25 protein-coding genes and 1 rRNA gene are annotated in these 26,765 nt (G+C 44.7%); 10 read left to right on the forward strand and 16 right to left on the reverse strand.

Annotated elements, in window-relative coordinates:
- Positions 1 to 38: 38 nt before the first annotated feature.
- Genes AC0MA3_RS07615 through AC0MA3_RS07625 form a run of 3 tightly spaced genes read right to left on the reverse strand, consistent with a single transcriptional unit; the run spans position 39 to position 1,541 of the window.
- Positions 39 to 248, reverse strand: coding sequence for a DUF951 domain-containing protein (locus tag AC0MA3_RS07615; RefSeq protein ID WP_379155989.1), 210 nt, complete (start codon positions 246 to 248; stop codon positions 39 to 41).
- The gene (locus AC0MA3_RS07620; RefSeq protein ID WP_474655722.1) at positions 248 to 1,276 is read right to left on the reverse strand and encodes a mechanosensitive ion channel family protein; all 1,029 of its coding nucleotides are present in this window, start codon (positions 1,274 to 1,276) and stop codon (positions 248 to 250) included. The genes AC0MA3_RS07615 and AC0MA3_RS07620 overlap by 1 nt, the downstream gene beginning before the upstream one ends.
- A complete protein-coding gene (locus AC0MA3_RS07625; RefSeq protein ID WP_379155982.1) occupies positions 1,269 to 1,541 on the reverse strand; it encodes a putative Se/S carrier protein in 273 nt (90 codons plus the stop codon). Before AC0MA3_RS07625 ends, AC0MA3_RS07620 begins: the two co-directional genes overlap by 8 nt.
- Before the next feature lie 164 nt (positions 1,542 to 1,705).
- Between AC0MA3_RS07625 and yyaC the strand changes: the two genes are divergently transcribed.
- A complete protein-coding gene (yyaC, locus tag AC0MA3_RS07630) occupies positions 1,706 to 2,308 on the forward strand; it encodes a spore protease YyaC (protein WP_474655743.1) in 603 nt (200 codons plus the stop codon).
- On the opposite strand, the gene AC0MA3_RS07635 is transcribed toward yyaC, so the two are convergent.
- The 12 genes from AC0MA3_RS07635 to rpmH form a co-directional block, all read right to left on the reverse strand.
- Entirely contained in the window at positions 2,283 to 2,783 is a 501-nt protein-coding gene (locus AC0MA3_RS07635) for a DUF4446 family protein (RefSeq protein WP_474655723.1), read from the reverse strand. The two genes, yyaC and AC0MA3_RS07635, sit on opposite strands and share 26 nt — an antisense overlap.
- A gap of 137 nt (positions 2,784 to 2,920) precedes the next feature.
- A complete protein-coding gene (locus tag AC0MA3_RS07640) occupies positions 2,921 to 4,078 on the reverse strand; it encodes an aminotransferase class V-fold PLP-dependent enzyme (protein WP_474655724.1) in 1,158 nt (385 codons plus the stop codon).
- Positions 4,079 to 4,164: 86 nt separating this feature from the next.
- The gene (locus AC0MA3_RS07645) at positions 4,165 to 5,007 is read right to left on the reverse strand and encodes a ParB/RepB/Spo0J family partition protein (RefSeq protein ID WP_379155973.1); all 843 of its coding nucleotides are present in this window, start codon (positions 5,005 to 5,007) and stop codon (positions 4,165 to 4,167) included.
- A complete protein-coding gene (locus AC0MA3_RS07650; protein WP_474655725.1) occupies positions 5,000 to 5,761 on the reverse strand; it encodes a ParA family protein in 762 nt (253 codons plus the stop codon). The genes AC0MA3_RS07645 and AC0MA3_RS07650 overlap by 8 nt, the downstream gene beginning before the upstream one ends.
- A gap of 211 nt (positions 5,762 to 5,972) precedes the next feature.
- The gene (gene noc, locus AC0MA3_RS07655) at positions 5,973 to 6,788 is read right to left on the reverse strand and encodes a nucleoid occlusion protein (RefSeq protein WP_474655726.1); all 816 of its coding nucleotides are present in this window, start codon (positions 6,786 to 6,788) and stop codon (positions 5,973 to 5,975) included.
- A 410-nt stretch (positions 6,789 to 7,198) separates the two neighbouring features.
- Positions 7,199 to 7,921, reverse strand: coding sequence for a 16S rRNA (guanine(527)-N(7))-methyltransferase RsmG (gene rsmG / locus AC0MA3_RS07660; RefSeq protein WP_474655727.1), 723 nt, complete (start codon positions 7,919 to 7,921; stop codon positions 7,199 to 7,201).
- A gap of 3 nt (positions 7,922 to 7,924) precedes the next feature.
- Positions 7,925 to 9,811, reverse strand: a complete 1,887-nt coding sequence (gene mnmG, locus AC0MA3_RS07665; RefSeq protein WP_474655728.1) for a tRNA uridine-5-carboxymethylaminomethyl(34) synthesis enzyme MnmG — start codon at positions 9,809 to 9,811, stop codon at positions 7,925 to 7,927.
- A 54-nt stretch (positions 9,812 to 9,865) separates the two neighbouring features.
- Positions 9,866 to 11,242, reverse strand: a complete 1,377-nt coding sequence (gene mnmE, locus AC0MA3_RS07670; RefSeq protein ID WP_379155957.1) for a tRNA uridine-5-carboxymethylaminomethyl(34) synthesis GTPase MnmE — start codon at positions 11,240 to 11,242, stop codon at positions 9,866 to 9,868.
- A 122-nt stretch (positions 11,243 to 11,364) separates the two neighbouring features.
- Positions 11,365 to 12,099: an RNA-binding cell elongation regulator Jag/EloR gene (gene jag, locus AC0MA3_RS07675; RefSeq protein WP_474655729.1), complete on the reverse strand. Its 735-nt coding sequence runs from the start codon at positions 12,097 to 12,099 to the stop codon at positions 11,365 to 11,367.
- Positions 12,096 to 13,016, reverse strand: coding sequence for a YidC/Oxa1 family membrane protein insertase (locus AC0MA3_RS07680; protein ID WP_379155950.1), 921 nt, complete (start codon positions 13,014 to 13,016; stop codon positions 12,096 to 12,098). The genes jag and AC0MA3_RS07680 overlap by 4 nt, the downstream gene beginning before the upstream one ends.
- Positions 13,017 to 13,102: 86 nt before the next feature.
- Positions 13,103 to 13,453 (reverse strand): ribonuclease P protein component, encoded by a 351-nt coding sequence (gene rnpA / locus AC0MA3_RS07685; protein WP_474655730.1) that lies wholly within the window; start codon positions 13,451 to 13,453, stop codon positions 13,103 to 13,105.
- 355 nt (positions 13,454 to 13,808) lie between these two features.
- Positions 13,809 to 13,943 (reverse strand): 50S ribosomal protein L34, encoded by a 135-nt coding sequence (rpmH, locus tag AC0MA3_RS07690; protein WP_019914530.1) that lies wholly within the window; start codon positions 13,941 to 13,943, stop codon positions 13,809 to 13,811.
- A 672-nt stretch (positions 13,944 to 14,615) separates the two neighbouring features.
- Between rpmH and dnaA the strand changes: the two genes are divergently transcribed.
- From dnaA to gyrB, 6 genes are all read left to right on the forward strand, one after another.
- On the forward strand, positions 14,616 to 15,962 hold the full coding sequence (gene dnaA, locus AC0MA3_RS07695) for a chromosomal replication initiator protein DnaA (RefSeq protein WP_379155946.1): 1,347 nt from the start codon (positions 14,616 to 14,618) through the stop codon (positions 15,960 to 15,962).
- A 196-nt stretch (positions 15,963 to 16,158) separates the two neighbouring features.
- Positions 16,159 to 17,301, forward strand: a complete 1,143-nt coding sequence (gene dnaN, locus AC0MA3_RS07700) for a DNA polymerase III subunit beta (RefSeq protein ID WP_379155943.1) — start codon at positions 16,159 to 16,161, stop codon at positions 17,299 to 17,301.
- Between the two features lie 46 nt (positions 17,302 to 17,347).
- The gene (yaaA, locus tag AC0MA3_RS07705) at positions 17,348 to 17,575 is read left to right on the forward strand and encodes a S4 domain-containing protein YaaA (RefSeq protein ID WP_074112951.1); all 228 of its coding nucleotides are present in this window, start codon (positions 17,348 to 17,350) and stop codon (positions 17,573 to 17,575) included.
- A 22-nt stretch (positions 17,576 to 17,597) separates the two neighbouring features.
- The gene (gene recF, locus AC0MA3_RS07710; protein WP_474655731.1) at positions 17,598 to 18,716 is read left to right on the forward strand and encodes a DNA replication/repair protein RecF; all 1,119 of its coding nucleotides are present in this window, start codon (positions 17,598 to 17,600) and stop codon (positions 18,714 to 18,716) included.
- 15 nt (positions 18,717 to 18,731) lie between these two features.
- Positions 18,732 to 18,980: an extracellular matrix regulator RemB gene (remB, locus tag AC0MA3_RS07715; RefSeq protein ID WP_020425573.1), complete on the forward strand. Its 249-nt coding sequence runs from the start codon at positions 18,732 to 18,734 to the stop codon at positions 18,978 to 18,980.
- A gap of 46 nt (positions 18,981 to 19,026) precedes the next feature.
- Positions 19,027 to 20,937 carry a DNA topoisomerase (ATP-hydrolyzing) subunit B gene (gyrB, locus tag AC0MA3_RS07720; protein ID WP_379155933.1) on the forward strand — a complete coding sequence of 637 codons (1,911 nt, stop codon included), beginning with the start codon at positions 19,027 to 19,029 and terminating at the stop codon, positions 20,935 to 20,937.
- 89 nt (positions 20,938 to 21,026) lie between these two features.
- Here the strand turns inward: gyrB and AC0MA3_RS07725 are convergent, their stop codons facing one another.
- Entirely contained in the window at positions 21,027 to 21,893 is an 867-nt protein-coding gene (locus AC0MA3_RS07725; RefSeq protein WP_474655732.1) for a YheC/YheD family protein, read from the reverse strand.
- Between the two features lie 365 nt (positions 21,894 to 22,258).
- Between AC0MA3_RS07725 and gyrA the strand changes: the two genes are divergently transcribed.
- The 3 genes from gyrA to AC0MA3_RS07740 form a co-directional block, all read left to right on the forward strand.
- Entirely contained in the window at positions 22,259 to 24,802 is a 2,544-nt protein-coding gene (gyrA, locus tag AC0MA3_RS07730) for a DNA gyrase subunit A (RefSeq protein ID WP_379155927.1), read from the forward strand.
- 196 nt (positions 24,803 to 24,998) lie between these two features.
- Positions 24,999 to 26,099 carry an HD-GYP domain-containing protein gene (locus AC0MA3_RS07735; protein ID WP_474655733.1) on the forward strand — a complete coding sequence of 367 codons (1,101 nt, stop codon included), beginning with the start codon at positions 24,999 to 25,001 and terminating at the stop codon, positions 26,097 to 26,099.
- A 387-nt stretch (positions 26,100 to 26,486) separates the two neighbouring features.
- A 16S ribosomal RNA gene (locus AC0MA3_RS07740) occupies positions 26,487 to 26,765 on the forward strand; the annotation flags it as partial.

The raw sequence follows: 26,765 nt of genomic DNA on the forward strand, positions 1-26,765 counted from the left end.
ATTATTGTAGCATGCCAGCATTACATTTGCAAGGCTAATTATTCACTGCCTTCTGCTGCAGCTGAATGCAATACCTTTTTCATATTTTTCTCGAATTTTGCACGGGGAATGAGCACACTGTGATGACAGCCGGTACATTTAATCCGAATATCCATTCCCATACGAATGATCTCCATTTCATTGGTGCCGCAAGGATGCGGCTTTTTCATGAGAACAATATCGCCAAGCCCAAAAATCTTCCGTTCCATTACTGCTCCCCCTCTTCTCCCTCATCTGTAGCGGCGACCTGTCTTCTTAGTCTTGCATCTGAGGAATTACTTCCTCTCTGTGCTGTCTCCAAGGCCTCCGTTTCCCTTTCAGCCCTTGTAACCTGTTCTTCATGCTCACGCGCTTCCTGCTCGGCCTTAGCAACCTCCAAGGCGCTCTGTTTCTCCAATGCCTGCTTAATGTCGCTTTGGATTTGGCGTTCTGCAGCATCTCTGGCATTGGGAAGACAATTTGCCGCCACGCGGATCACATATTCCGAGGTACTCATGGACTGAATCCCCAAGACATTCGGATAGGCAATTACATTGGGATTTCGCTCTTCTATCCCTTTAAGGGCTTCCCCGATCAATGCAAGTGTACCTTCCAGCCCGCGTTCGATCTTCACTGGAACATCCACAACCGCCATAGCATTGGCCAGTGAATAGTTCGTAACGTTGATAATTGTTCCATTTGGGATAATATGCACTTCCCCTGTACTGCTCAGTAGTCTAGTCGTTCTTAGGCCAATCATCTCTACTGTCCCTTTATAAGTCCCTGTCTGGATTACATCCCCAACTGCGAACTGATCCTCAAAAATAATAAAAAAACCTGTAATTACATCCTTGACCAAACTTTGTGCCCCAAACCCTATAGCAAGTCCAACTACACCAGCCCCTGCCAATAGTGGACCCAAATTAAAATGAAACTCAGAAAGCACCAGCATAATCATTACAAAATTACAGATAAACGTAACCACATTCTTCAGTAACCCTCCAACGGTTGAGAACCTGCGGCTATCGCCTAATAGTTTCCCGCGTGTCTCCCTTTCCATCGAACGATCAATCACCCTGGAGACAACTTTAATAATAACCCGGGTCAAAATGAAGATTAGAAGAATACGCAATCCTGCAAATAATACATTTGCCCACATCTCGGCATCGGTTACCAAATCCCACACCTTATCTTTAAACCGCACCGCGCTTTGTACAGCCTTGCCTGCAGTAATGGTTTCCAAAATCAGCCTATTCATCTAACCCCTCCTTTTCCCCGATTAATTCGTAACCTTCATTCCCATTCGCTCTAAAAATTCCGCGCACTTCAACATTCTGTTCCCTTACAATCTTGCGCACCTCTCCCAGAGCTCCCCTGAAGAATTGGATCGACATTGCACACCCAGCAGTAATCTCTTTCGGAGTCGGAAAAATATCAATTTCGATTTCCGCATATTCAAGCAGCATTTCTGCACGCAGTGCCTGTTGGGTAGAGTCAAAGGCAATCAGCAGCTCCTCATTCATGTACATTCCTCCCTCTGGGATTATCGTCCTATCTCTATCGAGTGAAGTATAAAAAACAAATATCATCCATATACTAGGAACATTAGCGGGCTCTCCTAATGAAAAACCTCACGGCTTACCTGCTGGAATTTTTGCATACGCTCCCTTTCAGAAAGGAAGATCATATGAATTCTTCTAAAGCTGTTTCACTGCCTGAACCGTCTTGTTTAAAAATATCACATGCCGATCCCAATATCTATTCCGCCATTACACACCGTCTTCTGTTCCATTTCTCCCGCACCCGCTCGGACACACCAATCATCATTGTCTGTGTAGGCACAGACCGTTCTACAGGCGATTCACTTGGTCCGCTTGTTGGCACGGCATTAGCCCGCTTTCACAGTCCCTTGTTTCATTTGTATGGAACCTTAGACGAGCCTGTGCATGCTGTTAATTTGGAAGAAACCTTAACTCTTATTCACGAAAAACACAAGCATCCATTTATCATTGGTATCGATGCCTGTTTGGGCCATTCTACCAGTGTCGGATGCATTCAGGTGGTTGAAGGCCCACTGAGACCCGGTGCAGGAGTCAACAAGCAGCTCCCTCCTGTTGGAGATATCCACCTCACCGGAATTGTGAATGTGGGAGGTTTTATGGAGTATTTCGTCCTGCAGAACACTAGATTAAGTCTAGTGATGCGTTTATCGGACATCATTGCTTCCAGTCTCTATTCCGCCTTAAAACAATGGAATCTTCACGCTAGATCTGCTGCAACGCTAGAGTAATAGCTTCTTTTTCTTCTGGTGAAAGCGGATATTGCGATTTTCCACTCTCCAAAGGTTTCGAGTAAATATATGAATTTTCACGATTATGCAGACTGGTTAGGACAACTCCATTTTGATTATCATCAATGATAGCAAGCGAGAAGCTCAGGTCATTCCCCCGCTCTCCAAAAGCATTGTAGCGTTTCACTGCAACCTTTGACTTCATGCCCTTGAGTTTGCCCTGTGCAGCTTCAATCATTGTCTTGTGTTCACGCTGAGTTTCTTCCAGCAGATCACCCTGGTTTCTGAGGTCGATCAGCAGACTTTCCAGATCTTCAACACCGCTTCCGCTCATCATTGCATCATATTTCCGCCGCATTTTGCGGATTTTCGCTCCCTGAACAATCAAACTTACTGCCAGCACCACGATAATCAAAGCAAACCCCATGATGAACATCGACAGTTGCTCAGCAATCAATTCATTTAACTCCGACATGTACAGACCATCCTTCTGTATAAATATATGTGTATATCTGTGAGGCACTCCTCAAATGATCTTACTACCTCTTTTTGCAACAGGTCCATGGTTATCTATGGGCGGTAAAAGTGGCAACGCGACTCTGATTTGTAATTTCAACTTTTCCGTCCGTACATTTCTTTCATTGCAAACAGTATTCTGTTAATATCATCATCAGTTGAATAGACGCCCACACTGGCTCTTACAGCCCCGCTGTCTAATGTAGACGCAACTTTGTGGGCTAGCGGAGTACAATGCATACCTGCTCGTACCGCAATATTATAATTACGATCAAGGCGATGAGCGATATCTGCAGAATCTTGTCCCTCAATAACAAAGGATACTATCCCGCTTCGATCCGCCCCCATTGCCGGTCCAAGCAGTCTTATTCCATGAATAGCAGACAGACCCTCCATTAGCTTCTGAGTCAACTCCCATTCCTGATGATGGATATTCTCCAGTCCCAGCGATTTAACCTTCGTCACACCTGCCAGCAGTCCAGCTATCCCTACCCCATTTTGTGTGCCTGCCTCATAACGATCCGGACGAAGATTAGGCTGTTCGATATTTTCCGACTGGCTTCCAGTGCCTCCATGTATCAAGGGAATCAAATCCAGATCAGGTGCTATATACAGACCACCCGTACCCTGTGGACCCAGTAATCCTTTATGCCCTGGAAAAGCGAGCAAATCTATATTCATTTTATTGACATCGATTGTTATAGAGCCCGCACTTTGAGCAGCATCCACCAGAAAGACAGCACCCTTTGATTTGGCCATATCTCCAATTTCTCCGATAGGCAGGATACTCCCTAATAGATTTGAACTATGATTACATATCATCATTTTAGTATTCGGTTTAAAGGTTTTTTTCAATTCAAGCAGATCCACTTGACCTTCTCGATCAACCTTCACATAATCAATGGAAATACCCAGAGTTTGACGCAAATATTCCAATGGCCTACGCACAGAATTATGTTCCGTCATCGTGGTGATAACATGATCCCCTGGTTGAAGTGTGCCCTTAATGGCCATATTTAGCCCCATTGTAGTATTGTGTGTAAAGGTAATATTCTGCGCATTGGATACCGAAAAGAGCTCAGCAAGTGTACTTCGTGCCCTTACAAGCATACGTCCAGCACCCATGGCCAGAGAATGATTCCCGCGCCCTGCATTCGCACCGGAATTTTGCAAGGCATCCATCATTGCTGAGCTGACCTCAGGCGGTTTTGGCCACGAGGTTGCCGCATGATCCAAATAGACCAGTTCCACCATCTACTCACCCTTTCATTAAAAAACATACCCCTCCATACCCGTTTTAAGGGATATCTCAGGATATGTTTTTAGCGCAGATATCCAGATCAGTTACCCAATAGTTCCAACAATCTTTCCAGGTCCTGGGCACTGTAATAGTTCAATTCAATTTTTCCCTTTTCCTTGCCCTGTTTTATCTTTACCGTGGTTTTGAATCTCTCGCGCAACAATTCTTCAACATTATCAATATATGGATCACGCTTTACAACTTTAGCCTTAATTGCTCCAGTCGGTTTTCGATCCAAATTCTTAACTACCTCTTCCAACTCTCTAACGCTCCATTGCTGTTCCACACATTGTTCTGCTAATTGCTTCACCGTTTCAGGATCTTTTAGCGCCACAATAGCTCTGGCATGCCCCATGGAAATTGTTCCACGTGAAACATATTCCTTTACTTCTTCAGGCAAGGAAAGCAGACGCAGGAAATTGGCGATATGCGGTCTTGACTTCCCAACTTTTAAGGAAAGTTCCTCCTGGGTAAGTGAGAACTGATCCATTAGCCCCTGGTAGGCTACTGCTATTTCCATCGCATTCAAGTTTTCACGCTGCAAATTCTCAATCAGCGCAATTTCCATAACCTGTTGGTCGCTAAGACTGCGAATAACAGCAGGAATCGTTGCCTTCCCACAATATTGAGATGCTCTGAATCTACGCTCACCAGCAATAATTTCATAGCCTTTCAGAACGCTCCGGACGATAATCGGCTGTATGACTCCATGCTGTCTTATCGATTCAGCCAATTCTTGAATGGCCTCTTCATTAAAATCCTTACGCGGTTGATATGGGTTTGCCCGCAATTGTGCTAAAGGGATCTCTACAACCTTATCATCTTCATTGATAGACAAGGAAGGTATAAGTGCATCGAGACCTTTCCCTAAACGCTTACTCATAAGAAATCACTTCCTTTGCCAACTCCAGGTACACTTCCGCACCTTTGGAGCGATTATCATAAGTAATTATAGATTGTCCGTGTGAAGGAGCTTCACTTAGTCTAACATTACGAGGGATAATTGTTCTGTAGACTTTTTCCTGGAAGTACTTTTTCACTTCCTCAATAACCTGAATCCCCAGATTCGTCCGGGCATCAAGCATTGTCAAAAGTACTCCCTCTATTTTAAGATGAGGATTTAGGTTTTTTTGAACCAGACGAACAGTGTTCAGCAGTTGGCTTAAACCTTCAAGAGCATAATATTCACATTGAATTGGGATTATAACAGAATCAGCCGCTGTGAGTGAATTAATGGTAAGTATGCCCAGTGATGGAGGACAGTCAATGATAATATAATCATAATTCGATTTCACTGCATTCAAAGCCTTTTTTAGCTTTAGCTCTCTGGAAATAGTGGATACTAATTCAATCTCAGCTCCAGCAAGTTGAATAGTTGCCGGGATAATATGGAGACCTTCAATTTGTGTCTCTAGAATGGTATCCTGGGGATTCGCTTCATTAATAAGAATATCATAAATGCAATTTGCTACATCCGCTTTGTTGATGCCAACGCCGCTAGTAGTGTTGCCTTGGGGATCAATATCAACGAGGAGCACTCTTTTCCCTAGAGTAGCCATTCCTGCACCCAGGTTGACAGAGGTTGTCGTTTTACCAACGCCACCTTTTTGATTTGCTATAGCAATAATCTTGGACACTAATTTCACCTCGAATTGTTAGGAAGAATCATCTTGTAGGTCTTGAGTTGTAACGGTGTAAACCGTGCTGAGCTATGGCATCAATTTCATGAGAAATATAAGCAAATCTACAAATAGCTCTTATATTATATAATTTGATAACACTCCGGTTCAGGTCACAGAAAAGGCGGCCACAATCACCTCAGGGCCGCCTTCAGCTTGATGAAATCATTTATCGTTTTGGAATTTGAATTACAATCTCGTAATGGTCACCGCGGTCGTTTTCAGAAGTTTTAATTTCCATTCCTGACCCCGAAACCATATCTATGGATTGACGAATTGTATTAAGAGCGAGACGAACATCCTTGGTGTAGGAAACCCGTTTTGATTTTTTGGTTTGATTAACTGCTTTATAGAAAGCAATTCTTGCCTCTGTCTGTTTCACATTTAACCCCTTGGAAATTATCTCACCTAGAACTTTTAACTGCATTTCGACCGTTTCTAGAGATAGAAGTGATCTTGCATGTCGTTCGGTAATTTGTCTTTCCATTAAGGCTGTTTTCACTTGTTCAGGAAGGTGGAGCAAGCGGATTTTGTTAGCAATGGTGGACTGGCTCTTACCAAGCCGCTGTGCCAGGCTCTCTTGAGTTAATTGGTGAAGGTCAATTAATTTCTGGTACGCAATAGCCTCTTCAATGGAGGTTAAGTTCTCACGCTGCAAATTTTCTATCAATGCAATAGAAGCAGCCTGTGAATCATTGAACTCACGAACAATAGCCGGGATCGTTTCCATACCCAGCTTTTTCACTGCTCGCCAGCGTCGTTCTCCTGCAATAATCTCATATTGGGATTCACGTATACGAACGACTATCGGCTGGATAACCCCATGAGTTTTGATAGTTTGGCATAACTCGTCTATCTTGTCATCATCAAAAATAGTCCGTGGTTGATAAGGACTACTTATGACCTCATGAACCGGGATCTGTTTGACCTCTTCTCCGCTGCTCCGCTCGGTAAATCCAAAAAGCTTGGTGAATTGTTCTTTCATTCCGTTCATAACCACCTAATTTCGTTATAGTACGATCTTCTTGACCTTGCCTAGCGAAAAGCTTATCGTACAGCAAGCAGAAGCGGCTACGCCGTCCTCAAAAGAAGCGTATGCTTCCGGAGCAGCGATATTACGCATTGTATTCAGGAATGTTTATTAAACAACCTGAAAAACAATTCAGTTCTAATCTTCATACATTGGAGATTCCACAGGTACTGAATCAGCATCGTATGAAAAGTCTTACTATATTATTCTATCACTTTTTAACCTATAATCCTATTCTCCAATGAGACCTATTTTTCCTGCATTTTATCATTTATTCTCCCACACAAAAAAAATCGAACCTTCATCAATGAAAAGGTTCGATTCATATTTCCTGTCGTATCCAGAAAATGTTTCACGTGAAACAATCAAATCAATGGAGCTTTGGCAGGCATACCTGCTTTTCTTGGGTATTTCGTCGGCGTGGCACCGGTCTTTCGAATAAATACAATATGTCTTGATGACTCTTCAACAGGCAGACTGAATGATTCCACTTTACTCAGTTCAGCACGCAACTCCTTGAAGCTTCGCTTAGCCTCGGTCAACTCTTCGGTAGGATCATTCCCCTTCATTGCAGCGAACAAGCCGTCTTTTCGGGTAAAAGGAAGGCAAAATTCATTCAACAGCGATAAACGTGCAACTGCCCGAGCGGTTACCAAATCATAAGCATCCCGGTGAATAAACTGACGCGCTATATCTTCCGCCCTACCATGAATCAACTGCACATTCTGTAACTCCAATGTGTCACTGATATGCTGAAGGAATGAAATGCGTTTGCTCAGTGAATCTACGATTGTAAGTCTCAAGTGCGGGAAGCAAATTTTCAGAGGTATTCCAGGAAACCCTGCACCTGATCCAATATCCGCAAGTTTATGCACATCCTCCATATTCATGAAAAACGAAAGGGATAGTGAATCATAAAAATGTTTCATGTACACTTGGTCACGCTCGGTTATGCCGGTAAGGTTCATTTTTTCATTCCATGAAACAAGTTCTTTGAAATAAAGTTCAAATTGCTCAAGCTGCTTTGGCGTTAGTGTGATCCCTTGCTCTTGCAGTAAAGCGGTAAACTGCACTGCAGTGTTATCCATAAATTATCCTTTCGCTGCCGTTACACGGTTATAGTGCTCCAAATGTACAAGAAGTATTGAAATGTCAGCTGGAGTTACCCCGGAAATTCGGGATGCCTGACCAATAGAGATAGGAGCAATCTTCGTTAGCTTTTGCCGGGCTTCCATAGCCAATCCGTGAATTTCATTGTAATTGATATCGTCTGGGATCTTCTTTTTCTCCATTTTCTGCAGCTTTTCCACATGCTGAAGTTGTTTTTCAATATATCCGGCATATTTGATTTGTATTTCCACCTGTTCCTTCATTTCTTCATCTAAATCTTCAGCAGAAGGTGACACTCGGTCTACAAAGCTATAAGTAAGTTCTGGGCGCCGCATCAATGTAAGAAGGTTGTTTCCATCTACAATTGGAGCAGATTCGAATTCAGCAAGTGTAGCATTGACATCAATAGGTTTCACCTTAGTTTCCCGAAGACGAATGATTTCATGCTCTACCCGTTCCTTTTTCTCCAGAAAAGCTTCATAACGCTGTTTTGGAATTAGACCAATATCATAACCTATTGGCGTCAAGCGAAGGTCCGCATTATCATGACGAAGCAATAGACGATATTCTGCGCGTGAGGTTAACAGCCGGTAAGGCTCATTGGTTCCTTTGGTGACCAGATCGTCAATCAGAACCCCAATATATCCTTGTGAACGATCCAATACAACCGGATCTTTCTCCTGCACCTTACGCGCTGCATTAATACCGGCAATGACGCCTTGTCCTGCTGCTTCCTCATAACCCGAGGTTCCATTAATCTGTCCAGCTGTGAAAAGTCCCGGAAGACGCTTAGTTTCAAGTGAAGGCCAAAGCTGGGTAGGAACCATTGCATCATATTCAATCGCATAACCATTACGCATCATTTCAACCTTTTCCATCCCAGGAATAGAACGTAACACGGCCAACTGAACATCTTCGGGAAGGCTGGTCGATAATCCTTGGACGTAGTATTCAGCTGTATTTTTCCCTTCTGGTTCTAGGAAAATTTGATGCTGTGATTTATCGCTAAATCGCACAACCTTGTCTTCAATGGAAGGACAATATCTTGGACCTGTTCCTTCAATAATACCTGTGAACATCGGAGCGCGGTGCAGATTATCGTTAATGATCTGATGAGTAACCTCAGAAGTGTAGGTCAGCCAGCAGGGCAACTGTTCATTATCAGATGATTTGGTTTCGAAGGAAAAGAACTTAGGCTTCTCATCCCCTGGCTGAATTTCGGTCTTGGAAAAATCAATGGTATCCTTATGCACCCGCGGAGGTGTCCCCGTCTTAAAGCGCACAAGATCAAACCCAAGTTCACGCAAATTCTCGGAAAGTCTAACGGACGGCTGCTGATTGTTCGGACCGCTCTCGTAAGTTAACTCTCCCATAATCACTTTGCCACGCAGATAGGTTCCTGTAGTCAAAATGACTGTTTTACTATGATATACCGTTCCTGTCTTTGTGATGACACCGGCAACTTTTCCATCTTCAACAATAAGTTCCTCCACCATTCCCTGACGAAGCGTCAGATTTGGTGTCTTCTCCATTGTTTCCTTCATCGCGTGCTGATAAAGGAATTTGTCTGCTTGCGCACGAAGAGCATGCACAGCAGGACCTTTACCGGTGTTAAGCATACGTAGCTGGATAAAGGTCTTATCAATATTGCGTCCCATTTCACCGCCAAGTGCATCGATCTCACGTACAACATGCCCTTTGGCAGGACCGCCAATGGACGGATTGCATGGCATGAAGGCTACCATGTCCAGATTGATTGTAATCATCAGCGTGCGACAGCCCATTCGTGCTGCGGCAAGTGCAGCTTCGCAGCCAGCATGGCCTGCGCCAATGACCACTACGTCATAGCTGCCTCCATCATAGTTCATTAGGTGTTACCTCCTAGATTGTATTTTTATAGTAGATACGCTCAACAAGCGTAATTATTTACCCAAGCAAAATTGTGAGAAGATTTGATCCAGGAGCGAATCAGCAGCAGTGTCTCCTATGATCTCTCCGAGCTGCTCCCAAGCAAGGCGGACATCAATCTGAATCATATCTATAGGAATATGCATATCGGCAGCCTCATAAGCATCCAGCAACGATTTGTAAGCCTTTTTGAGCAGCGCAATATGTCTCACATTGCTTACATAAGTTAGATCCCCTGATTCAAGCTTACCTTCAAAAAAGAGCCCGGATATGGCTTCCTCCAGCTTATCTAACCCTTCCTCCTCCAACACAGACATCGGAACAATGCTGGATTCGCTGAAATAGGAGAGCAATCTGTCTTTGTCCAAGCGCGAAGGTAAGTCCATTTTATTCATGATCACTAGTGCTTGTCTACCTTGGATTTGTTCCATTAATGCCAATTCATCCTCGTGCAGCTCATCCGCTGCATTCAGTACAAGCAGGATAAGATCCGCATCACTAAATGCCGCCTTGGAGCGTTCAACACCGATTTTCTCCACAATATCCATGGTTTCACGAATTCCGGCAGTATCCAGCAGCTTTAGCGGGATATTATTAATGGTTACATACTCTTCAATAACATCACGCGTTGTTCCAGGAATATCGGTTACAATCGCTTTGTTGTCACGGGCCAGAGCGTTAAGTAAAGAAGACTTGCCCACATTAGGACGGCCGACGATTGCAGTCGTAATACCTTCGCGCAGTATTTTTCCTTCGTTTGCTGTTTTCAGCAGTCTGTTGATGCCTTCCATAACCTCTGTGCTTTTATCTTTGATAAATTCAGCAGTCAAAGATTCTACATCATGTTCAGGATAATCAATATTCACTTCGATATGAGCCAGTGTTTCAATAAGGGTATGGCGGAGTGAGTGAATACGTTCGGACAAGGAGCCGCTGACCTGCTTCAGTGCAACCGAAAAAGCCCGGTCCGACTTTGAACGGATCAGATCAATTACCGCCTCCGCTTGGGATAGATCAATACGTCCGCCCAAGAATGCACGCTTGGTGAACTCCCCAGGCTCCGCAAGCCTAATATCCTGCTGCAGTAACAAATCCATTACTCTCCGAACCGAGATCACACCCCCATGGGCACTAATCTCAACTACATCCTCAGTAGTAAAAGAACGTGGTCCCTTCATTACAGTGACCAACACCTCTTCCATTCGCTCTCCATCTTCAGGACTGATAATATGGCCGTAATGAACGGTATGCGATTCTACTTCTGTCAGCGGTGTCTTACTGCGAAACAATGGAGCCACCTGGGAAATCGCCTGAGGACCGCTAACACGAATAATTGCAATTCCTCCTTCGCCTAATGCTGTAGATACAGCAGCAATGGTGTCACTAAGCATACTCTATTCACCTCAATGTATTCTGCACTTCAGCTCCCGCTGAATGAATAATTATAGTCTTGTATTCCAAAAAAACAATGACCCCTTTCAATGGTCAAGGAGTCATTGCGGCACTATAGTCTCTACTTTAATGTGATAACGACGCGGCGGTTCGGTTCTTCACCCTTACTGAGTGTATTAACCTGCCGATGATCCTGTAATCTGGAGTGAATAATCTTCCGTTCCTGAGGGGACATCGGCTCAAGCACAACCTCTTTGCGGGTACGAACAACTCGTCCTGCCAAGCGGTCAGCCAGTTCTTCCAGCGTCTTCTTCCGGCGTTCGCGGAAATTCTCCGCATCCAGTACAAGTCGGATAAAACTATCGGAATATCGGTTAGCAACAATATTAGCCAAATACTGCAAAGCGTCAAGAGTTTGTCCTCTTCTACCGATAAGCAGCCCTAGATCCGGACCGGATATTTGCAGAACAGTCGATTCCTTGGTATGAACGATTTCTACTTCCACCTCGAGCCCCATGCTCTTGGCGACATCCACAATGAACTGAACAGCTTCTTGGTAAGCATCCTCTACCGGATGTCCGGAATCTAGGCGTGGTACACCGCCGGCAGCCTCTGGTTTGCTCTCTCTTGTTGACTGCTGAGACAGTGACGGAGCACTCGCCGCTGTTGTCGGTGCGGCTTCGGCAATCAAAGTCAATTCGACCTTGGCACCCTTCGCACCGATCAATCCCAGGAATCCTTTTGATGGCTGTTCCAGTACGTTGACCGTTACCCGGTCCTTCTGAACTCCAAGCTGATTAAGGCCACGTTCTACAGCTTCTTCAATGGTTTTCCCTGTCGCGACGACTTTGCTCATTTTGACTTTTTGGCCTCCTTATTCCCTTTGCTGCTGTTGCCTTTTGCAGCAGGAGTAACATCCTTACGAGCGGAGTTATTCTTACCCTTCACCAGATTGACTTCTTTGGCACTACCGGTGCCTGCACCAGCAGTAGCAACAGCCAATTTGGCTTTGTCATTGTTGCGGTATAAAAAATAGTTCTGAATAATGGTATACAAGTTACTGTAAAACCAATACAGCGGAAGTGCTGATGGGAAGTTGTAGGACATGATGAAAATCAGAACTGGATATACCATCATCATGAACTGCATAGGCCCCTGCTGTTGTACAGGATTCATCTTGGTCATCATCCGGGTCTGCAGGAACGTAGTCGCTGCTGCCAAGAGCGGAAGAATGAACAGATGATCTGGCTTCCCGAGCTGTAACCACAGGAACGAGTGCTCACGTAGAGACGGGTTATAATAAATCGAATTGTAAAGCGCGATAAAGATCGGCATTTGCACAATCAGCGGCAGACAGCCGGCCATTGGGTTAACCTTGTTCTCCTGGAATAGGCGCATCGTTTCTTGCTGTACCTTTTCAGGTGTATCTTTATATTTTTTCTTGATTTTCTCGAGTTCCGGTTGAATAGCCTGCATCGCACGCGAGCTTTTTACCTGTTTCATCGTAAGCGGCAGGATGATTGTACGGACAATGATAACCATTACAAGGACGGCCAAACCATATTGTCCATTAAACCATTTAGCAAAGGTATCCAAGGCTGTGGCAAAATAATAAACCACATTACTCTGCCAGAAACTTCCGTGCTTCAAATCCTCCGTAGTGTGAGTTACAGTTGTTGACGACGGAGAGCACCCCGACAGAACAGCAATCATCAATACCATTACACCGAGGAGAAGAAACCATTTTCCTCGTTTAGTCTTCAATAGAGACACTTCAAAACCCCTCTCTTAAACATTCCATTGCATCGTAAATCATACCATATTTATGAATACAAATAAACAAGCCCATTCAGCCCCTATTACGCTCGTGAAGCCTTGAGCAGCTTGGCTTTGCGAAGCACATGAAGAACGCTTTTCTCCAGTTCAGCATAATCCTTGGAGAGTGCTCCTTTTCTTACGATAAACACCATATCAATCCCTCCGGAAATTTCCGGTTCATGATGTCTGACAATCTCTTTGACGAGCCGTCGCATCCGATTGCGAACAACCGCGTTTCCGACCTTTTTACTGACCGACACTCCAAGCCGGAACCGCTCCACCTCTCTTCTGTTGAACCAATACACTACGAACTGATGATTGGCAAATGACTTCCCATGGCGGTATACGCGGCTGAAGTCGGCACGGTTTCGTAATCGTAAACTTTTGTGCACGGGAATCTCCTATTCATAGACCGGACTTACAGTCCTCCGGAATTTTATCTTCTAAATTAGTATACTCATCGGCAAGCTGACATAAACAGCTCTGGTTCTGAACACTTCTATCCGCTACATCAATTATATTCGTACATTAAAAAAAGCCCGGCAAAGTATAGCAACGCTGTCTTAGGCGTATTCCTCTGCAGAGCTGAATAATTCCATACAATTAATAAGAAACGGTTACCCTTGTAGTTTATTAAAAGAGAACCGCATCTGACGGTATATAAGGAAGTAATTAATTTATGGGTGTAAATCATACGTCCCTAACATTTAAAAAAGGACCACAGCAGTGGTCCCTAAGTGGCCTAACTTACGCACTCAAAACTTTTCTGCCTTTCAGGCGGCGGGCTGCCAGCACTTTACGGCCGTTTTTCGTGCTCATTCTTTTGCGGAAACCATGCACCTTCTTGCGTTTGCTCACATTCGGTTTGAACGTCGGTCTCATGTATTGCACCTCCCTTACAGGATCATAATTACTGTCATATAAGCAGAAACGGACTAAGCCGTCCTTGAAGTAGGGACAGTATCTACAAGTATTATCATTTTAATTTGGAGACATATCCTCACAGAAAACACCTTTATATATTAAATCACACAATCCGCACAAAAGTCAACCTTGTCTACTTACCTTTACGCATCCTCATTTTCACTGCCTTTATCCACAATTCTCAGGATTAAAAATAATCCACAGCGTTTTACAGTTATCCACCTGTGATTAAAAAACAAACCGGATGCTCACAGCTTCGAATAACCTGTGTATAAAAATTTTGGGGTCGTGACGGAAACTGTCGAACGGTAAACAAATTATCAACAATATCTAGTGTTGTTCTTAATAATTATACACAAGTGATTGAATTTGTGGATAAAATGGCTGTGCACATTGAAAAACAAGGGTGGTTTTGCTATGATGGTATTACTTTTGAATGTGAATAGATTTGTTTGTTCCCTATATTATCAACAAGCTGTGGATAAAGTTGTGAACAATTCAAATTTATCCATATTTTTTTGTCTCTATATATTGCCTATTGGGGATAAGATTCAGCACCAACCCATTTTCTTCGACATTTCCACTTCATGGCTGATGCCACATTTGGAAGATTTAAAGGAGTGACAGTCTGTGGACAGCCATACTTCCGAATTATGGCAGCAAATTTTATCGATTATTCAAACCAAACTAAGCAAGCCGAGCTTTGATACCTGGTTTAAGGCCACGAAGGCGCTTACTTTCGGCCCTCAGGCTCTAATCATCTCGGCGCCTACAACCTTTGCCGTAGAATGGCTGGAAAGTCGTTATACAAAATTGGTAGGAGCTACGGTTTATGAAGTTACCGGAGAGCAAGTTGAGGTCAAATTTGTCATTGAGGAGAACAAACCGGCTGAGCCTGTAGTTCAACAAATGGCCCCTTCTCCAGCGGTATCTCGTGAAGAAGCGCAGACCCATCTGCTTAATCCCAAGTACACTTTTGATACGTTCGTCATTGGTTCAGGCAACCGTTTTGCACATGCTGCCTCACTTGCAGTAGCCGAAGCACCAGCCAAAGCTTACAATCCCCTGTTTTTGTACGGAGGCGTGGGATTAGGAAAAACCCATTTAATGCATGCAATCGGACACTATGTGCTTGAACATAACCCGAACAATAAGGTTATCTACATCTCGTCCGAGAAATTCACGAATGAATTCATCAATTCCATCCGTGACAACCGCGGAGAAAGCTTCCGTAACAAGTACCGCAATGTTGACATATTGCTCATTGACGACATTCAATTCCTCGCCGGCAAAGAGTCAACGCAGGAGGAATTTTTCCATACGTTCAATGCTTTGCACGAAGAACGCAAACAAATTATCATCTCTAGCGACCGTCCACCAAAGGAAATTCCCACATTGGAAGAACGGCTGCGCTCCCGGTTTGAATGGGGACTCATCACCGACATTCAGCCGCCGGACCTGGAGACGCGTATTGCCATTCTGCGTAAGAAAGCCAAGGCAGAGAACCTCGACATTCCGAATGAAGCAATGATGTACATTGCCAATCAGATCGATACGAATATTAGGGAACTGGAAGGTGCACTTATTCGCGTAGTCGCCTATTCTTCCCTGACCAACCAGGATGTAACGACTCATCTGGCAGCCGAAGCACTTAAGGATATTATCCCTTCCAGCCGGCCGAAGATGATCACAATCAATGATATTCAGCAAAAAGTCGGCGAATATTACAATTTACGCATGGAAGACTTCAAAGCGCGTAAACGCACGAAGGCTGTAGCTTTTCCAAGACAGATCGCCATGTACCTTTCCCGGGAGTTAACGGATTATTCGCTGCCTAAGATCGGAGAAGCTTTCGGAGGGCGAGACCATACAACCGTTATTCACGCCCATGAGAAGATTACACAGTCATTAAAGGTAGACCAGGAGTTGTACAAAGTGGTAAATAATCTTGCGGAGAAAATTAAAAATCCTTCCTAAGAGGAACAAAGAGCCTATACACAATCTATACACATGTGGGTAGGCTTAATTTTATGCTGTTTTCGGGGTTATCCACATAAACGGAGCCCCTACTACTAATACTAATAAATAACTATAATAATTCATCTTCTAAAAGGCGAGTTTCAAAGAGTAAGACCATCACCGAATTCCCAATTTTTCAGCTAGGAGTGAAATCATGAAAATAAGCATTCTTAAAAATGAACTCAACGAATCGATAGGTCACGTATCCAAGGCAATCTCCAGCAGAACCACCATCCCGATTCTGACCGGCATCAAGTTTGAAGTCAGCCATCAGGGAGTTACCTTGACTGCCAGCGATACGGATATCTCCATCCAATCCTTCATTCCTGCAGAAGATGACAGCCATACGATTGTAAAAGTCGAGCAGCCCGGAAGTGTTGTGCTTCCAGCCAAGTTCTTCGTTGAGATTATCAAGAAGCTTCCCTCCAAAGAAATTCACATGGAAGTCAAGGAAGGCTTTCAAACCTATATCTCTTCCGGTTCCACCGAGATTCAAATCGTCGGCCTTGACCCAGAGGAATTCCCTGTGCTGCCTAGTATTGAGGAGAACGAGACCATCTCAATGCCTGGTGATTTGCTGAAGAATATGATCAAACAAACGGCTTTCTCCATCTCTACCCAGGAGACAACTCCTATTCTGACAGGGATTCTGTGGAACCTTAGCGATAATGAATTCAAGTTCACAGCCACCGACCGCCACCGTCTGGCGACAAGAGCTGCACATCTGGAAGGTACCGAAAGTGTCCAATTTGCTAATGTTGTTATTGCCGGTAAAACGTTGAATGAACTCAGTAAAATTATTCCGGACCAGAATATGCTGGTGGATATTGTAGTAGCCGACAACCAGGTGCTGTTCAAGATCGATAAGGTGCTGTTCTATTCACGGATCCTGGACGGAATTTATCCTGATACTTCTAGAATTATTCCGACTGCCTATAAAACAGAACTAACTTTGGATACAAAAAAACTCAGCGAATCCATTGACCGTGCTTATTTGTTGTCCCGCGAGGAGAAAACAAACATTGTTCGTATGCAAACGCTGGATAATGGCGATATTGAAATTTCATCCAGCTCATCGGAGCTGGGTAAGGTACGTGAAGAGCTGGAAGTCATTGATTTTAAAGGCGAACCGCTTAAGATTTCCTTCAACTCCAAATATATGCTGGATGTGCTCAAGGTAGTGGAAAGTGAGCAGCTCGTAATTGCTTTTACCGGAATGATGAGCCCGATTATCCTTAAACCACTGGATGAAAGCCAAAGTCTTTATGTAATTCTCCCATACCGGACTACGAATTAATGCCGCTCCATGCACATGTGGATAAGTGGCTGAAAGGACGAAAATCATGAAAAAAATACTTATCCACAGTGGATACATTAAGCTCGACCAGTTTTTAAAACTCTCTGATTGTGTATCCACAGGGGGAATGGCCAAAGCCCTGCTCCAGGAAGGACACGTACGGGTTAACGGAGAAAAAGAAGATCGGCGTGGAAGAAAGCTGTACCCGGGTGATAAAATAGAGGTTCAGGATAACGGCGTTTTTGAGGTTGAAGGCGGCGGAATAAAAGAGTAATACTTCGGGGAGGCACAGCTTCGTGTTTGTCAAAAATATCGGTCTGCAGCATTACCGCAATTACGGGCTGCTGCGTCTGGAGAATCTGGGCGATGTAAATCTGATCCTTGGTCAGAACGCCCAAGGCAAAACCAACCTCATGGAGGCACTGTTCGTGCTGGCAATGACCAAGAGTCACCGGACCTCCAAAGACAAGGAGCTAATTTCCTTTGACGCACCAGCAGGCTCCGCGCAGATTGTGGCCGAGGTAGAACGTAAATACGGGGATTTGAAGCTGGAGCTGACCCTGACTACTGGTGGGAAAAAAGCCAGAATTAATGGACTGGAGCAGCGCAGGCTGAGTGAGTTTATCGGCTCTTTGAACGTAGTCATGTTCGCTCCAGAGGATCTCGAAATTGTCAAAGGAACACCAGGCATCCGGCGCCGGTTTCTCGATATGGAAATCGGCCAAGTTCAGCCGGGCTACCTGTTTCATCTGCAGCAATACCAGAAGGTCCTGCTCCAGAGAGGCAACCTGCTGAAGCAGCTTTTGGGAAAAGAAGCTGCTGGCAAAGAGCTTCTAGAGATTTGGGATGCCCAACTTGTAGAACATGGTGTTAAAATCGTCAAAAAAAGGAAACAATTCATAAAGAAGCTGCAAATATGGGCAGAAAGCATTCACCGGGGGATTACGAATGGTGGAGAAGAGTTGAAACTACTGTATGTTCCCTCTTTTGGTGAGCGTGAGATGGAAGATGAAGCTGTCTTATTAGACAATTTTATGTTAAAGTTATCACAAACGAGAGATCAGGAAATCAGACGCGGCATGACGCTGACGGGTCCCCATAGGGATGACCTGTCCTTTTTTATCAACGGAAGAGAAGCTCAGGTATACGGTTCCCAAGGGCAGCAACGCACGGCAGCTTTATCGCTCAAGCTGGCGGAAATTGAGCTGATCCATGAGGAGATCGGAGAGTATCCTGTGCTGCTTCTTGATGATGTTTTGTCCGAACTTGATCCCTATCGTCAGACCCAGCTTATCGAAACTTTTCAAAGCAAGGTGCAGACCTTTATCACCGCCACCGGGGTAGAAAGTCTGAGTGCCGATAAATTAAAGGGCGCAAGCCTATATCATGTGCATGACGGCAAAGTGGAGATTTAAGAGCGGAGGAAGACTATGTATATTCATTTGGGTGGAGAAAAGATTATTCGATCCTCAGAGTTAATTGCTATATTTGATATCTCGATTGAGAAATCCTCTAAGGTATCGAAGCAGTTCATTGTTCATTCCGAGCAGGACAAAAAACTGGAACGAATCGGTGAAGAGGAAGCGAAGTCCATTGTCGTAACCAAAAACACGGTATATTACTCCCCTATTTCTTCCTCCACTCTCAAAAAACGAGCCAAAATCTTGTTGGAAATATAATATTGTATGATGCACAAGAGATAATCTGAAAGAAGTAGGTGAAGGCATGTCAATGAATCAACCGACATATGATGAGAGCCAGATTCAGGTACTGGAAGGACTGGAGGCAGTTCGGAAACGTCCCGGCATGTACATCGGCTCTACCAGCGCCAAAGGTCTGCATCATTTGGTCTGGGAGGTAGTCGATAATAGTATCGATGAGGCGCTGGCAGGCTATTGCGACCGGATTCAAGTGATCATTCACGAGGATAATAGTGTTACTGTAATTGATAACGGCCGGGGTATCCCTGTTGGTGAGAATGTGAAGCTGAAGAAGTCAACGCTCGAAGTCGTTATGACTGTCCTGCACGCGGGTGGGAAATTCGGCGGTGGCGGATATAAAGTATCAGGCGGTCTGCACGGAGTAGGGATATCTGTCGTGAATGCCTTGTCCGAGAAGGTAGTTGTGAACGTCAAACGTGACGGTCATATCTACCAGCAGGAATATAGACGCGGTGCTCCGCAATATGACATCAGGGTTATCGGTGATACCGAGGAGACAGGTACAACTACAACGTTCCATCCGGATCCGGAGATTTTCACAGAAACGACTGTGTTTGAGTATTCCACACTACTTACCCGTGTTCGTGAATTAGCTTTTCTGAACAAAGGTATTGAGCTTTCGCTGCTGGATGAACGAACAGGCGCATCTAATGTGTTCAAATACGATGGCGGTATCGTTGAATATGTGAAATATCTCAATGAGAAAAAAGAAGCACTGCACGAGAACCCGATTTACGTTGAAGGCTCGCGTGATATGATTGCGGTAGAAGTTGCTCTACAGTACAACGACTCCTATACAGAGAACATTTACTCATTTGCCAATAATATTAATACACATGAGGGCGGGACTCATGAATCCGGCTTCAAGAGTGCATTAACAAGAATCATTAATGATTATGCCCGTAAAACCGGTGTAATCAAAGATAGCAGCTCCAACCTGACTGGTGATGATGTACGTGAAGGTTTAACGGCGATCATTTCCGTCAAAATTCCTGAGCCACAATTCGAAGGACAGACCAAGACCAAGCTTGGCAATAGTGAAGTGCGCGGTATCGTGGAATCCCTTTTCGGAGAAAAGCTGCAGGAATTTTTGGAAGAGAATCCGGCAGTATCCCGGCGTGTACTGGAGAAATCAATGCAGGCTTCCCGTGCCCGCGAAGCAGCCCGCAAAGCCCGTGAGTTGACCCGCCGCAAGAGTGCACTTGAAGTTAGTGCCCTGCCGGGCAAGCTGGCTGACTGTTCTTCCAAGGATGCCTCCATCAGTGAATTGTATATCGTCGAAGGGGACTCCGCTGGCGGCTCCGCCAAGCAGGGGCGTGACCGTCATTTCCAGGCGATTCTGCCGCTTCGGGGGAAAATCCTGAACGTGGAGAAGGCACGCCTCGACCGTATATTGTCCAATGCTGAAATTCGGGCGATTATTACAGCTCTGGGAACTGGCATCAGTGATGACTTTGATTTGTCAAAAGCCCGTTACCATAAGGTTGTCATTATGACCGATGCGGATGTCGACGGAGCACATATCAGAACTTTGCTGCTGACGTTCTTCTATCGCTACATGCGAAAGATAATCGAAGCAGGTTATATTTATATCGCTCAGCCGCCACTGTTCAAGATTGAGCGTAACAAGGTCATCCGCTATGCTCAAACTGAGAAGGAACGGGATGAGATTATTGCCACCTTTGGTGAGAATGTTAAAGTCAACGTTCAGCGCTACAAAGGTCTTGGAGAAATGAATGCGACACAGCTTTGGGATACGACTATGGATCCTGAGACCCGCATGATGTTGCAGGTCACCATTGAGGATGCCATTTTGGCTGATGGAATTTTCGATACGCTGATGGGCGACAACGTTGAGCCACGTCGGGAGTTCATTCAGGAGCATGCGCAGTCCGTACGAAACCTGGATATCTAATATTTGTTGGTGGTTATAGTGAACCTCCGTTTTCTCTATTTGTAATGAATAGGAGAGAGCGGAGGTTCTCTTTTTTATGGTCTTTTATTCTATTTGTGCCGGTGAACCAAGGTGCGGCTTCTCTTCAGTCTGCCGTATGCTGCGGCATAAAGGCTGATTTTGCGGTAAATCGCTTTATTCTGAAATCTGCTGAACACAATAATGGATGGGAGTGTATTGACCTCGAGTAGCCAGAGATCGTGATGCGGATCCAAAGCCACATCAAGTCCAATCTCTTTAAGATCCGGATAAGCGGTTTCTAACTGAGCGGCTATTTTTACTCCTAAGGATTTCAACTGCTGAATGGTCGCTTTCAGTTCCAAAGGACCCATATGCTCTTTAAGCAGATTGTGGACAGTAAGAATGCTGCCTCCACTATGATAGTTGGTGACGACTTTTTGTGGAGCTGCTACTCTCCCCAGTATTCCCGTGGTTTCCCATGCCCCTGACAAGTTTTTTTGTGTAAGTACCCTTAGATCAAAAGGCCGTTCCTGATGACAGAGTAGATCAATACCCTGCTGGATCAAATAGATACGGCCCTTAATCCGTGGCAATAAAGCTGCATGTAGCTCTTGCAGTGACGAAAAGGCTTCTGCATCTTTTGCATAGCGAAGGATATAGATTACCTTTGGTTCAACAATTTTTTCGGTACTTACGATTTCAGGGTTTGGAGAGCAATCAGTACCTGGCTGTTGGTCAGCTGGGCTTAAATGAACCGTGCGTTGTTCTGCCCTCATTACACCATTGCCGTAAGTGCCACGATCTGGCTTAATATATACCGTTCCATAGATCCCAAGTAGTTCTATTAACGCCTCTTGACTATATTTGCGCGTGTCGGGGATGAATACAGCCAACTGGCGGTTTTTCAGAATGACTTTCGTCTTGGCCCATTTGCTGGATACCCGCTGAATGCTCATGATCTACCTCCTTCAAAATATTACAAGCAACTGATCCATTACTCATCTGCTAGTCATAAAAACTGGTCTCATGTACATTGGGTTTGACACTAAGCATACGGAAATGTCAGGACAATCCACACAAACAGTGGTATAATATAAGGATATGGGGCTATGTCTTTTGAGACAAAAAAAGGGATATAAGCACATTCATCTTGTCTGTACAGTCTATGTGCTGAAGAGAATTGCGGAGAGGGCGTATACCCGTATTCCGCTAAAAGAAATCATTTTAGAAGATAAAAGGCTATCATGTTTAATTGTGCTACTTTTGTGAAAGTAATATAATAAAGGGTAGCGGTTTTTAACTGAAGGAGGTCCAGCAACTCATGGCTGAACAAAATAACCCGCAAGTCAAAGATCGGGACATTGGTGTGGAAATGCGCGAATCCTTTATGGATTACGCGATGAGCATCATTGTGAGCCGGGCTTTGCCGGATGTGCGGGACGGACTTAAGCCTGTCCACCGACGCATTTTGTTTGCGATGTCGGAACTTGGAATGTTTGCCGATAAACCTCATAAGAAGTCAGCGAGAATCGTCGGTGAGGTAATTGGTAAGTATCATCCTCACGGGGACTCTGCTGTTTATGAAACGATGGTACGTATGGCGCAGGATTTCTCAATGCGGTATATGCTCGTGGATGGTCACGGAAACTTTGGTTCCATTGATGGGGATATGGCTGCTGCAATGCGGTATACCGAAGCTAGGCTCTCCAAAATTGCCGGAGAAATGCTTCGCGATCTGAATAAAGAAACAGTGGATTTCGCACCCAACTATGATGGTGAAGAGAATGAGCCGGTAGTATTGCCAGCCCGTTATCCAAACCTACTTGTAAATGGGGTATCGGGTATCGCTGTTGGTATGGCTACCAATATTCCTCCTCATAATATGGGAGAGGTTATTGATGGTGTACAGGCCATGATTAAGAATCCTGATATTACACCCATGGAGCTCATGGAATATATTCAAGGCCCGGATTTCCCGACCGCCGGTTATATTTTGGGACGTGAAGGTATCCGGCAAGCCTATCGAACTGGCCGCGGATCGGTTACGATGCGGGCCAAAGCAAATATCGAAGAGAATAACGGAAAAGCACGGATTATTGTTAGTGAGCTGCCTTACCAGGTCAACAAAGCCAGATTGGTAGAAAAAATTGCTGAATTAGTTCGTGAAAAACGGATTGAAGGCATTACAGATCTGCGTGATGAATCCGACCGCAATGGTATGCGTGTAGTTGTTGAGATGAGACGTGATGTGAATCCGAGCGTTGTGCTGAACAATCTGTACAAACACACCTCGATGCAGTCTACATTTGGAATTAACATGCTGGCTATCGTTAATAACGAACCGAAGATTCTTAATCTCCGTGATGTGCTTTATCACTACTTGCAGCACCAGATCGAAGTTATCCGTCGCCGGACTATTTTTGATCTCAAGAAGGCTGAAGCTCGGGCACATATCCTGGAAGGCCTTCGGATCGCCTTGGATCATTTGGATGAGGTTATTGCCCTAATCCGTGCTTCCCGTACTACGGATATTGCACGCGATGGCTTAATGAGCACCTTCAGCCTAAGCATAGAACAGGCGCAGGCCATTCTCGACATGCGGATGCAGCGCCTGACCGGGTTGGAACGGGAAAAGATTGAGAATGAGTATAATGAGCTTTTGGCCAAGATCGCTGAGTATCGCGAAATTCTGGCTAATGAGCATTTGGTTCTGGAGATTATCAGCAATGAGCTTCAGGAGATTCGGGATAAGTATTCTGATGACCGCCGTACGGAAATCACGGTTGGGGAAGAAAGTATCCTCGATGAGGATCTGATTCCGCGTGAAGAGGTTGTTATTACCATTACACATACCGGTTATATCAAGCGCCTACCAGTTAGCACTTACCGCAGCCAGAAGCGCGGAGGCCGTGGTGTTATTGGGATGGATACCAAAGATCAAGACTTTGTGGAGCATCTCTTTGTGAGCAATTCCCACAATTATCTGATGTTCTTTACCGATAAAGGTAAGGTCTACCGGATCAAAGCCTATGAAATTCCGGAGCTGGGACGCACTGCACGGGGGACGCCAATCATCAACCTGATTCAGATTGAACAGGGTGAGAAGATTAGTGCTGTAATCCAAGTCGAAGATGCGGACAGCGATAAATATCTGTTCTTTGCTACCCGGGAAGGGATCGTGAAGAAGACACCTCTTGAGGATTACAACAATATCCGCAAAGGTGGATTGATTGCGATCAATCTCCGTGAAGAGGATTCACTGATCGAGGTGAAGCTGACAGATGGTGAGCAGAATCTGATTATCGGTACAGCACGTGGGATGTCGATTACGTTCTCTGAGAATGATGTTCGTTCTATGGGACGCAGCGCAACCGGGGTTAAAGGTATTTCACTGGATAACAATGATCAGGTCATAGGGATGGATTGTGTAGATAAGGAGCTTGAGGTACTGATTGTAACCACCAAGGGTTACGGCAAACGTACCCCTGCCATCGACTATCGCTCTCAAACCCGTGGTGGCAAGGGAATCAAGACCATTAATCTTACTGACAAGAACGGTCCGGTAGTTGGACTGAAGGTTGTCAAAAAAGATGAGGATCTCATGATCATTACGACGAGCGGTACTCTGATCCGTACTAGCATGGATGGCATTTCTACCATGGGCCGTTATGCACAAGGGGTTAAGCTGATTAATATCCGTGAAGATGATGCAGTGGCTACGCTCTGCAGAGCTGACAAGAATGAAGAGGATGAGTTCTCCGAACAAGAGACTGGTGACGACAACTTGGATACAGCAGCAGAAGAAACTGTTGAAGAAGGACAGTCCGAACCTATCTCCGATGGTGACGAAGATAACCTCGAATAAAATTATTATGAAGAGTGTGGGTTTCTGCTTGCAGAGACTCATGCTCTTTTTACATACATGGGGTTGAAGTGAACTAATAATAGGAATTAATTTTCAGGAAACGCCTTGTCCATCTAGTCGCTTGAGGTTATCCATACTATAATTAGGGAAATAAATCACTGAACACAAGTGTCACTGAAACAGAGGGGCTGAATGTATGCCAAGCATATCCGTAGGGGAAATTAAGGCAGGTACAAAAATTATTAAAGATGTGGTCACACCCTTGGGTGGGGTCCTCTTCACCAAAGGTAAAATTATATTACCGAGGGACATTGAAATTTTGCAGGCCTTCTTGATTCAACAAGTAGAGATTGAAGGTTCTCAGGGGGAAAATAATACTCTTGAAACAGCCAAAGCCACGAAGCAGACAGTTTCCACTAAATCCGGTGCTGTAATCAATGAGTCTCAACTGGCCAAAAGCAATTCTCCGCTTCACGATGAGTATGAGAAGATGGTGGCACTTGTTAAGAAAAGCTATGCTTCAGCTGCTGCCGCCCCACTACCTATATTGGAATTACGAAGTCAGTTAGAGTCACTAATCAGCTACTTGAAGGACTATCATGTATTGAAATTTGCACCACGCGTTCTTTTGGAACAGGAATATAATTATCACAATGCGGTACTCTCTGCCTTAACCTCCTATAAGATTGCCCAATGGTGTGGATATCCCCAAAAGGATTGGATGCAGTGTGCTTTTGCAGGCTTGCTTCATGATATAGGTAACGTAAAGGTAGATGCCGACCTGCTCCAGAAACCAACGCCCTTGAGTGCTTCTGAGATAGAGGAAGTTCGCAGGCATACCACTTATGGATACCAGCTACTGCGTAATGTAACAGCTATCAATGAAGGCGTTCGACTGGCTGCGTTGCAGCATCATGAGAAGATTGATGGCTCGGGTTATCCGCTTCATATGGAAGGCAGTCAGATCCACTTCTATGCCAAGATTGTGGCGGTAGCAGATATATTCCATGCCATGACACTCGTGAAGGCCTATAGAAAGGCGCAGTCCCCTTATCTCGTATTGGAGCAGCTGCTCACAGAGAGCTTTGGCAAACTGGATCCAGTCATAGTCCAGACGTTCATTCAGAAAACAACCAACTTATATAACGGTACAAGAATACGTCTTAGTGATGGTCGTCATGGTGAGATTATTTTTACGGACCGCAGTAATCCCACACGCCCTATGGTACAAGTGGAAGGTGCGATTGTTAACTTAATGCTGGAGCGAGAGTTGTATATACAAGAAATTATTGCTTGAGGCAATCTGATATGTTTGTCCTATGAGACTGTTTCTCTTCTTGCTGCGCAACATTGGGTGGTTAAGAAAGGAGCAGTCATTTTTATTAGGTATATTAATAATAAAATAAAGCTTGCAATCAAAACCTGTACATGGTATATTCTTATTCCGGCCAAGAAATAGTAACGCCGAGCTCGAAATGAAGTTGAAAAAAAGAGCTTGCATTCATCGGTCGGACATGATATATTATAAGAGTTGCTGGTGACGAGATAAACGGCGCCGACAACGAGCTTGATCTTTGAAAACTGAACAACGAGTGAGTGGGATTTCACGCAAGTGAGATCCAAAATAGAGAATGCAAATTCTCGTCAGATGTTTCAAAATGAGCAATCGCTCTTTCTAAATACCAATTTGGAGAGTTTGATCCTGGCTCAGGACGAACGCTGGCGGCGTGCCTAATACATGCAAGTCGAGCGGAGTTATGAGGGAGCTTGCTCCCGATTAACTTAGCGGCGGACGGGTGAGTAACACGTAGGCAACCTACCCTCTAGACTGGGATAACTACCGGAAACGGTAGCTAATACCGGATAATTCCTTTACCCTCCTGGGTTTAGGATGAAAGGCGGAGCAATCTGCTACTAAAGGATGGGCCTGCGGCGCATTAGCTAGTTGGTGGGGTAACGGCCT

The sequence above is a fragment of the Paenibacillus sp. LS-5 genome (genome assembly GCF_056121505.1).

Coding starts and splice junctions, on each gene's coding strand:
- gyrA (WP_379155927.1), top strand. CDS start 22,259: ATGGCTGAACAAAATAACCCGCAAGTCAAAGATCGGGACATTGGTGTG.
- mnmE (WP_379155957.1), bottom strand. CDS start 11,242: ATGCTTAGTGACACCATTGCTGCTGTATCTACAGCATTAGGCGAAGGA.
- AC0MA3_RS07725 (WP_474655732.1), bottom strand. CDS start 21,893: ATGAGCATTCAGCGGGTATCCAGCAAATGGGCCAAGACGAAAGTCATT.
- AC0MA3_RS07620 (WP_474655722.1), bottom strand. CDS start 1,276: ATGAATAGGCTGATTTTGGAAACCATTACTGCAGGCAAGGCTGTACAA.
- AC0MA3_RS07625 (WP_379155982.1), bottom strand. CDS start 1,541: ATGAATGAGGAGCTGCTGATTGCCTTTGACTCTACCCAACAGGCACTG.
- AC0MA3_RS07645 (WP_379155973.1), bottom strand. CDS start 5,007: ATGAGTAAGCGTTTAGGGAAAGGTCTCGATGCACTTATACCTTCCTTG.
- yaaA (WP_074112951.1), top strand. CDS start 17,348: ATGAAAAAAATACTTATCCACAGTGGATACATTAAGCTCGACCAGTTT.
- rsmG (WP_474655727.1), bottom strand. CDS start 7,921: ATGGATAACACTGCAGTGCAGTTTACCGCTTTACTGCAAGAGCAAGGG.
- yyaC (WP_474655743.1), top strand. CDS start 1,706: ATGAATTCTTCTAAAGCTGTTTCACTGCCTGAACCGTCTTGTTTAAAA.
- AC0MA3_RS07640 (WP_474655724.1), bottom strand. CDS start 4,078: ATGGTGGAACTGGTCTATTTGGATCATGCGGCAACCTCGTGGCCAAAA.
- mnmG (WP_474655728.1), bottom strand. CDS start 9,811: ATGAACTATGATGGAGGCAGCTATGACGTAGTGGTCATTGGCGCAGGC.
- gyrB (WP_379155933.1), top strand. CDS start 19,027: ATGTCAATGAATCAACCGACATATGATGAGAGCCAGATTCAGGTACTG.
- jag (WP_474655729.1), bottom strand. CDS start 12,099: ATGAGCAAAGTCGTCGCGACAGGGAAAACCATTGAAGAAGCTGTAGAA.
- AC0MA3_RS07615 (WP_379155989.1), bottom strand. CDS start 248: ATGGAACGGAAGATTTTTGGGCTTGGCGATATTGTTCTCATGAAAAAG.
- AC0MA3_RS07635 (WP_474655723.1), bottom strand. CDS start 2,783: ATGTCGGAGTTAAATGAATTGATTGCTGAGCAACTGTCGATGTTCATC.
- noc (WP_474655726.1), bottom strand. CDS start 6,788: ATGAAAGAACAATTCACCAAGCTTTTTGGATTTACCGAGCGGAGCAGC.
- AC0MA3_RS07735 (WP_474655733.1), top strand. CDS start 24,999: ATGCCAAGCATATCCGTAGGGGAAATTAAGGCAGGTACAAAAATTATT.
- remB (WP_020425573.1), top strand. CDS start 18,732: ATGTATATTCATTTGGGTGGAGAAAAGATTATTCGATCCTCAGAGTTA.
- dnaN (WP_379155943.1), top strand. CDS start 16,159: ATGAAAATAAGCATTCTTAAAAATGAACTCAACGAATCGATAGGTCAC.
- rpmH (WP_019914530.1), bottom strand. CDS start 13,943: ATGAGACCGACGTTCAAACCGAATGTGAGCAAACGCAAGAAGGTGCAT.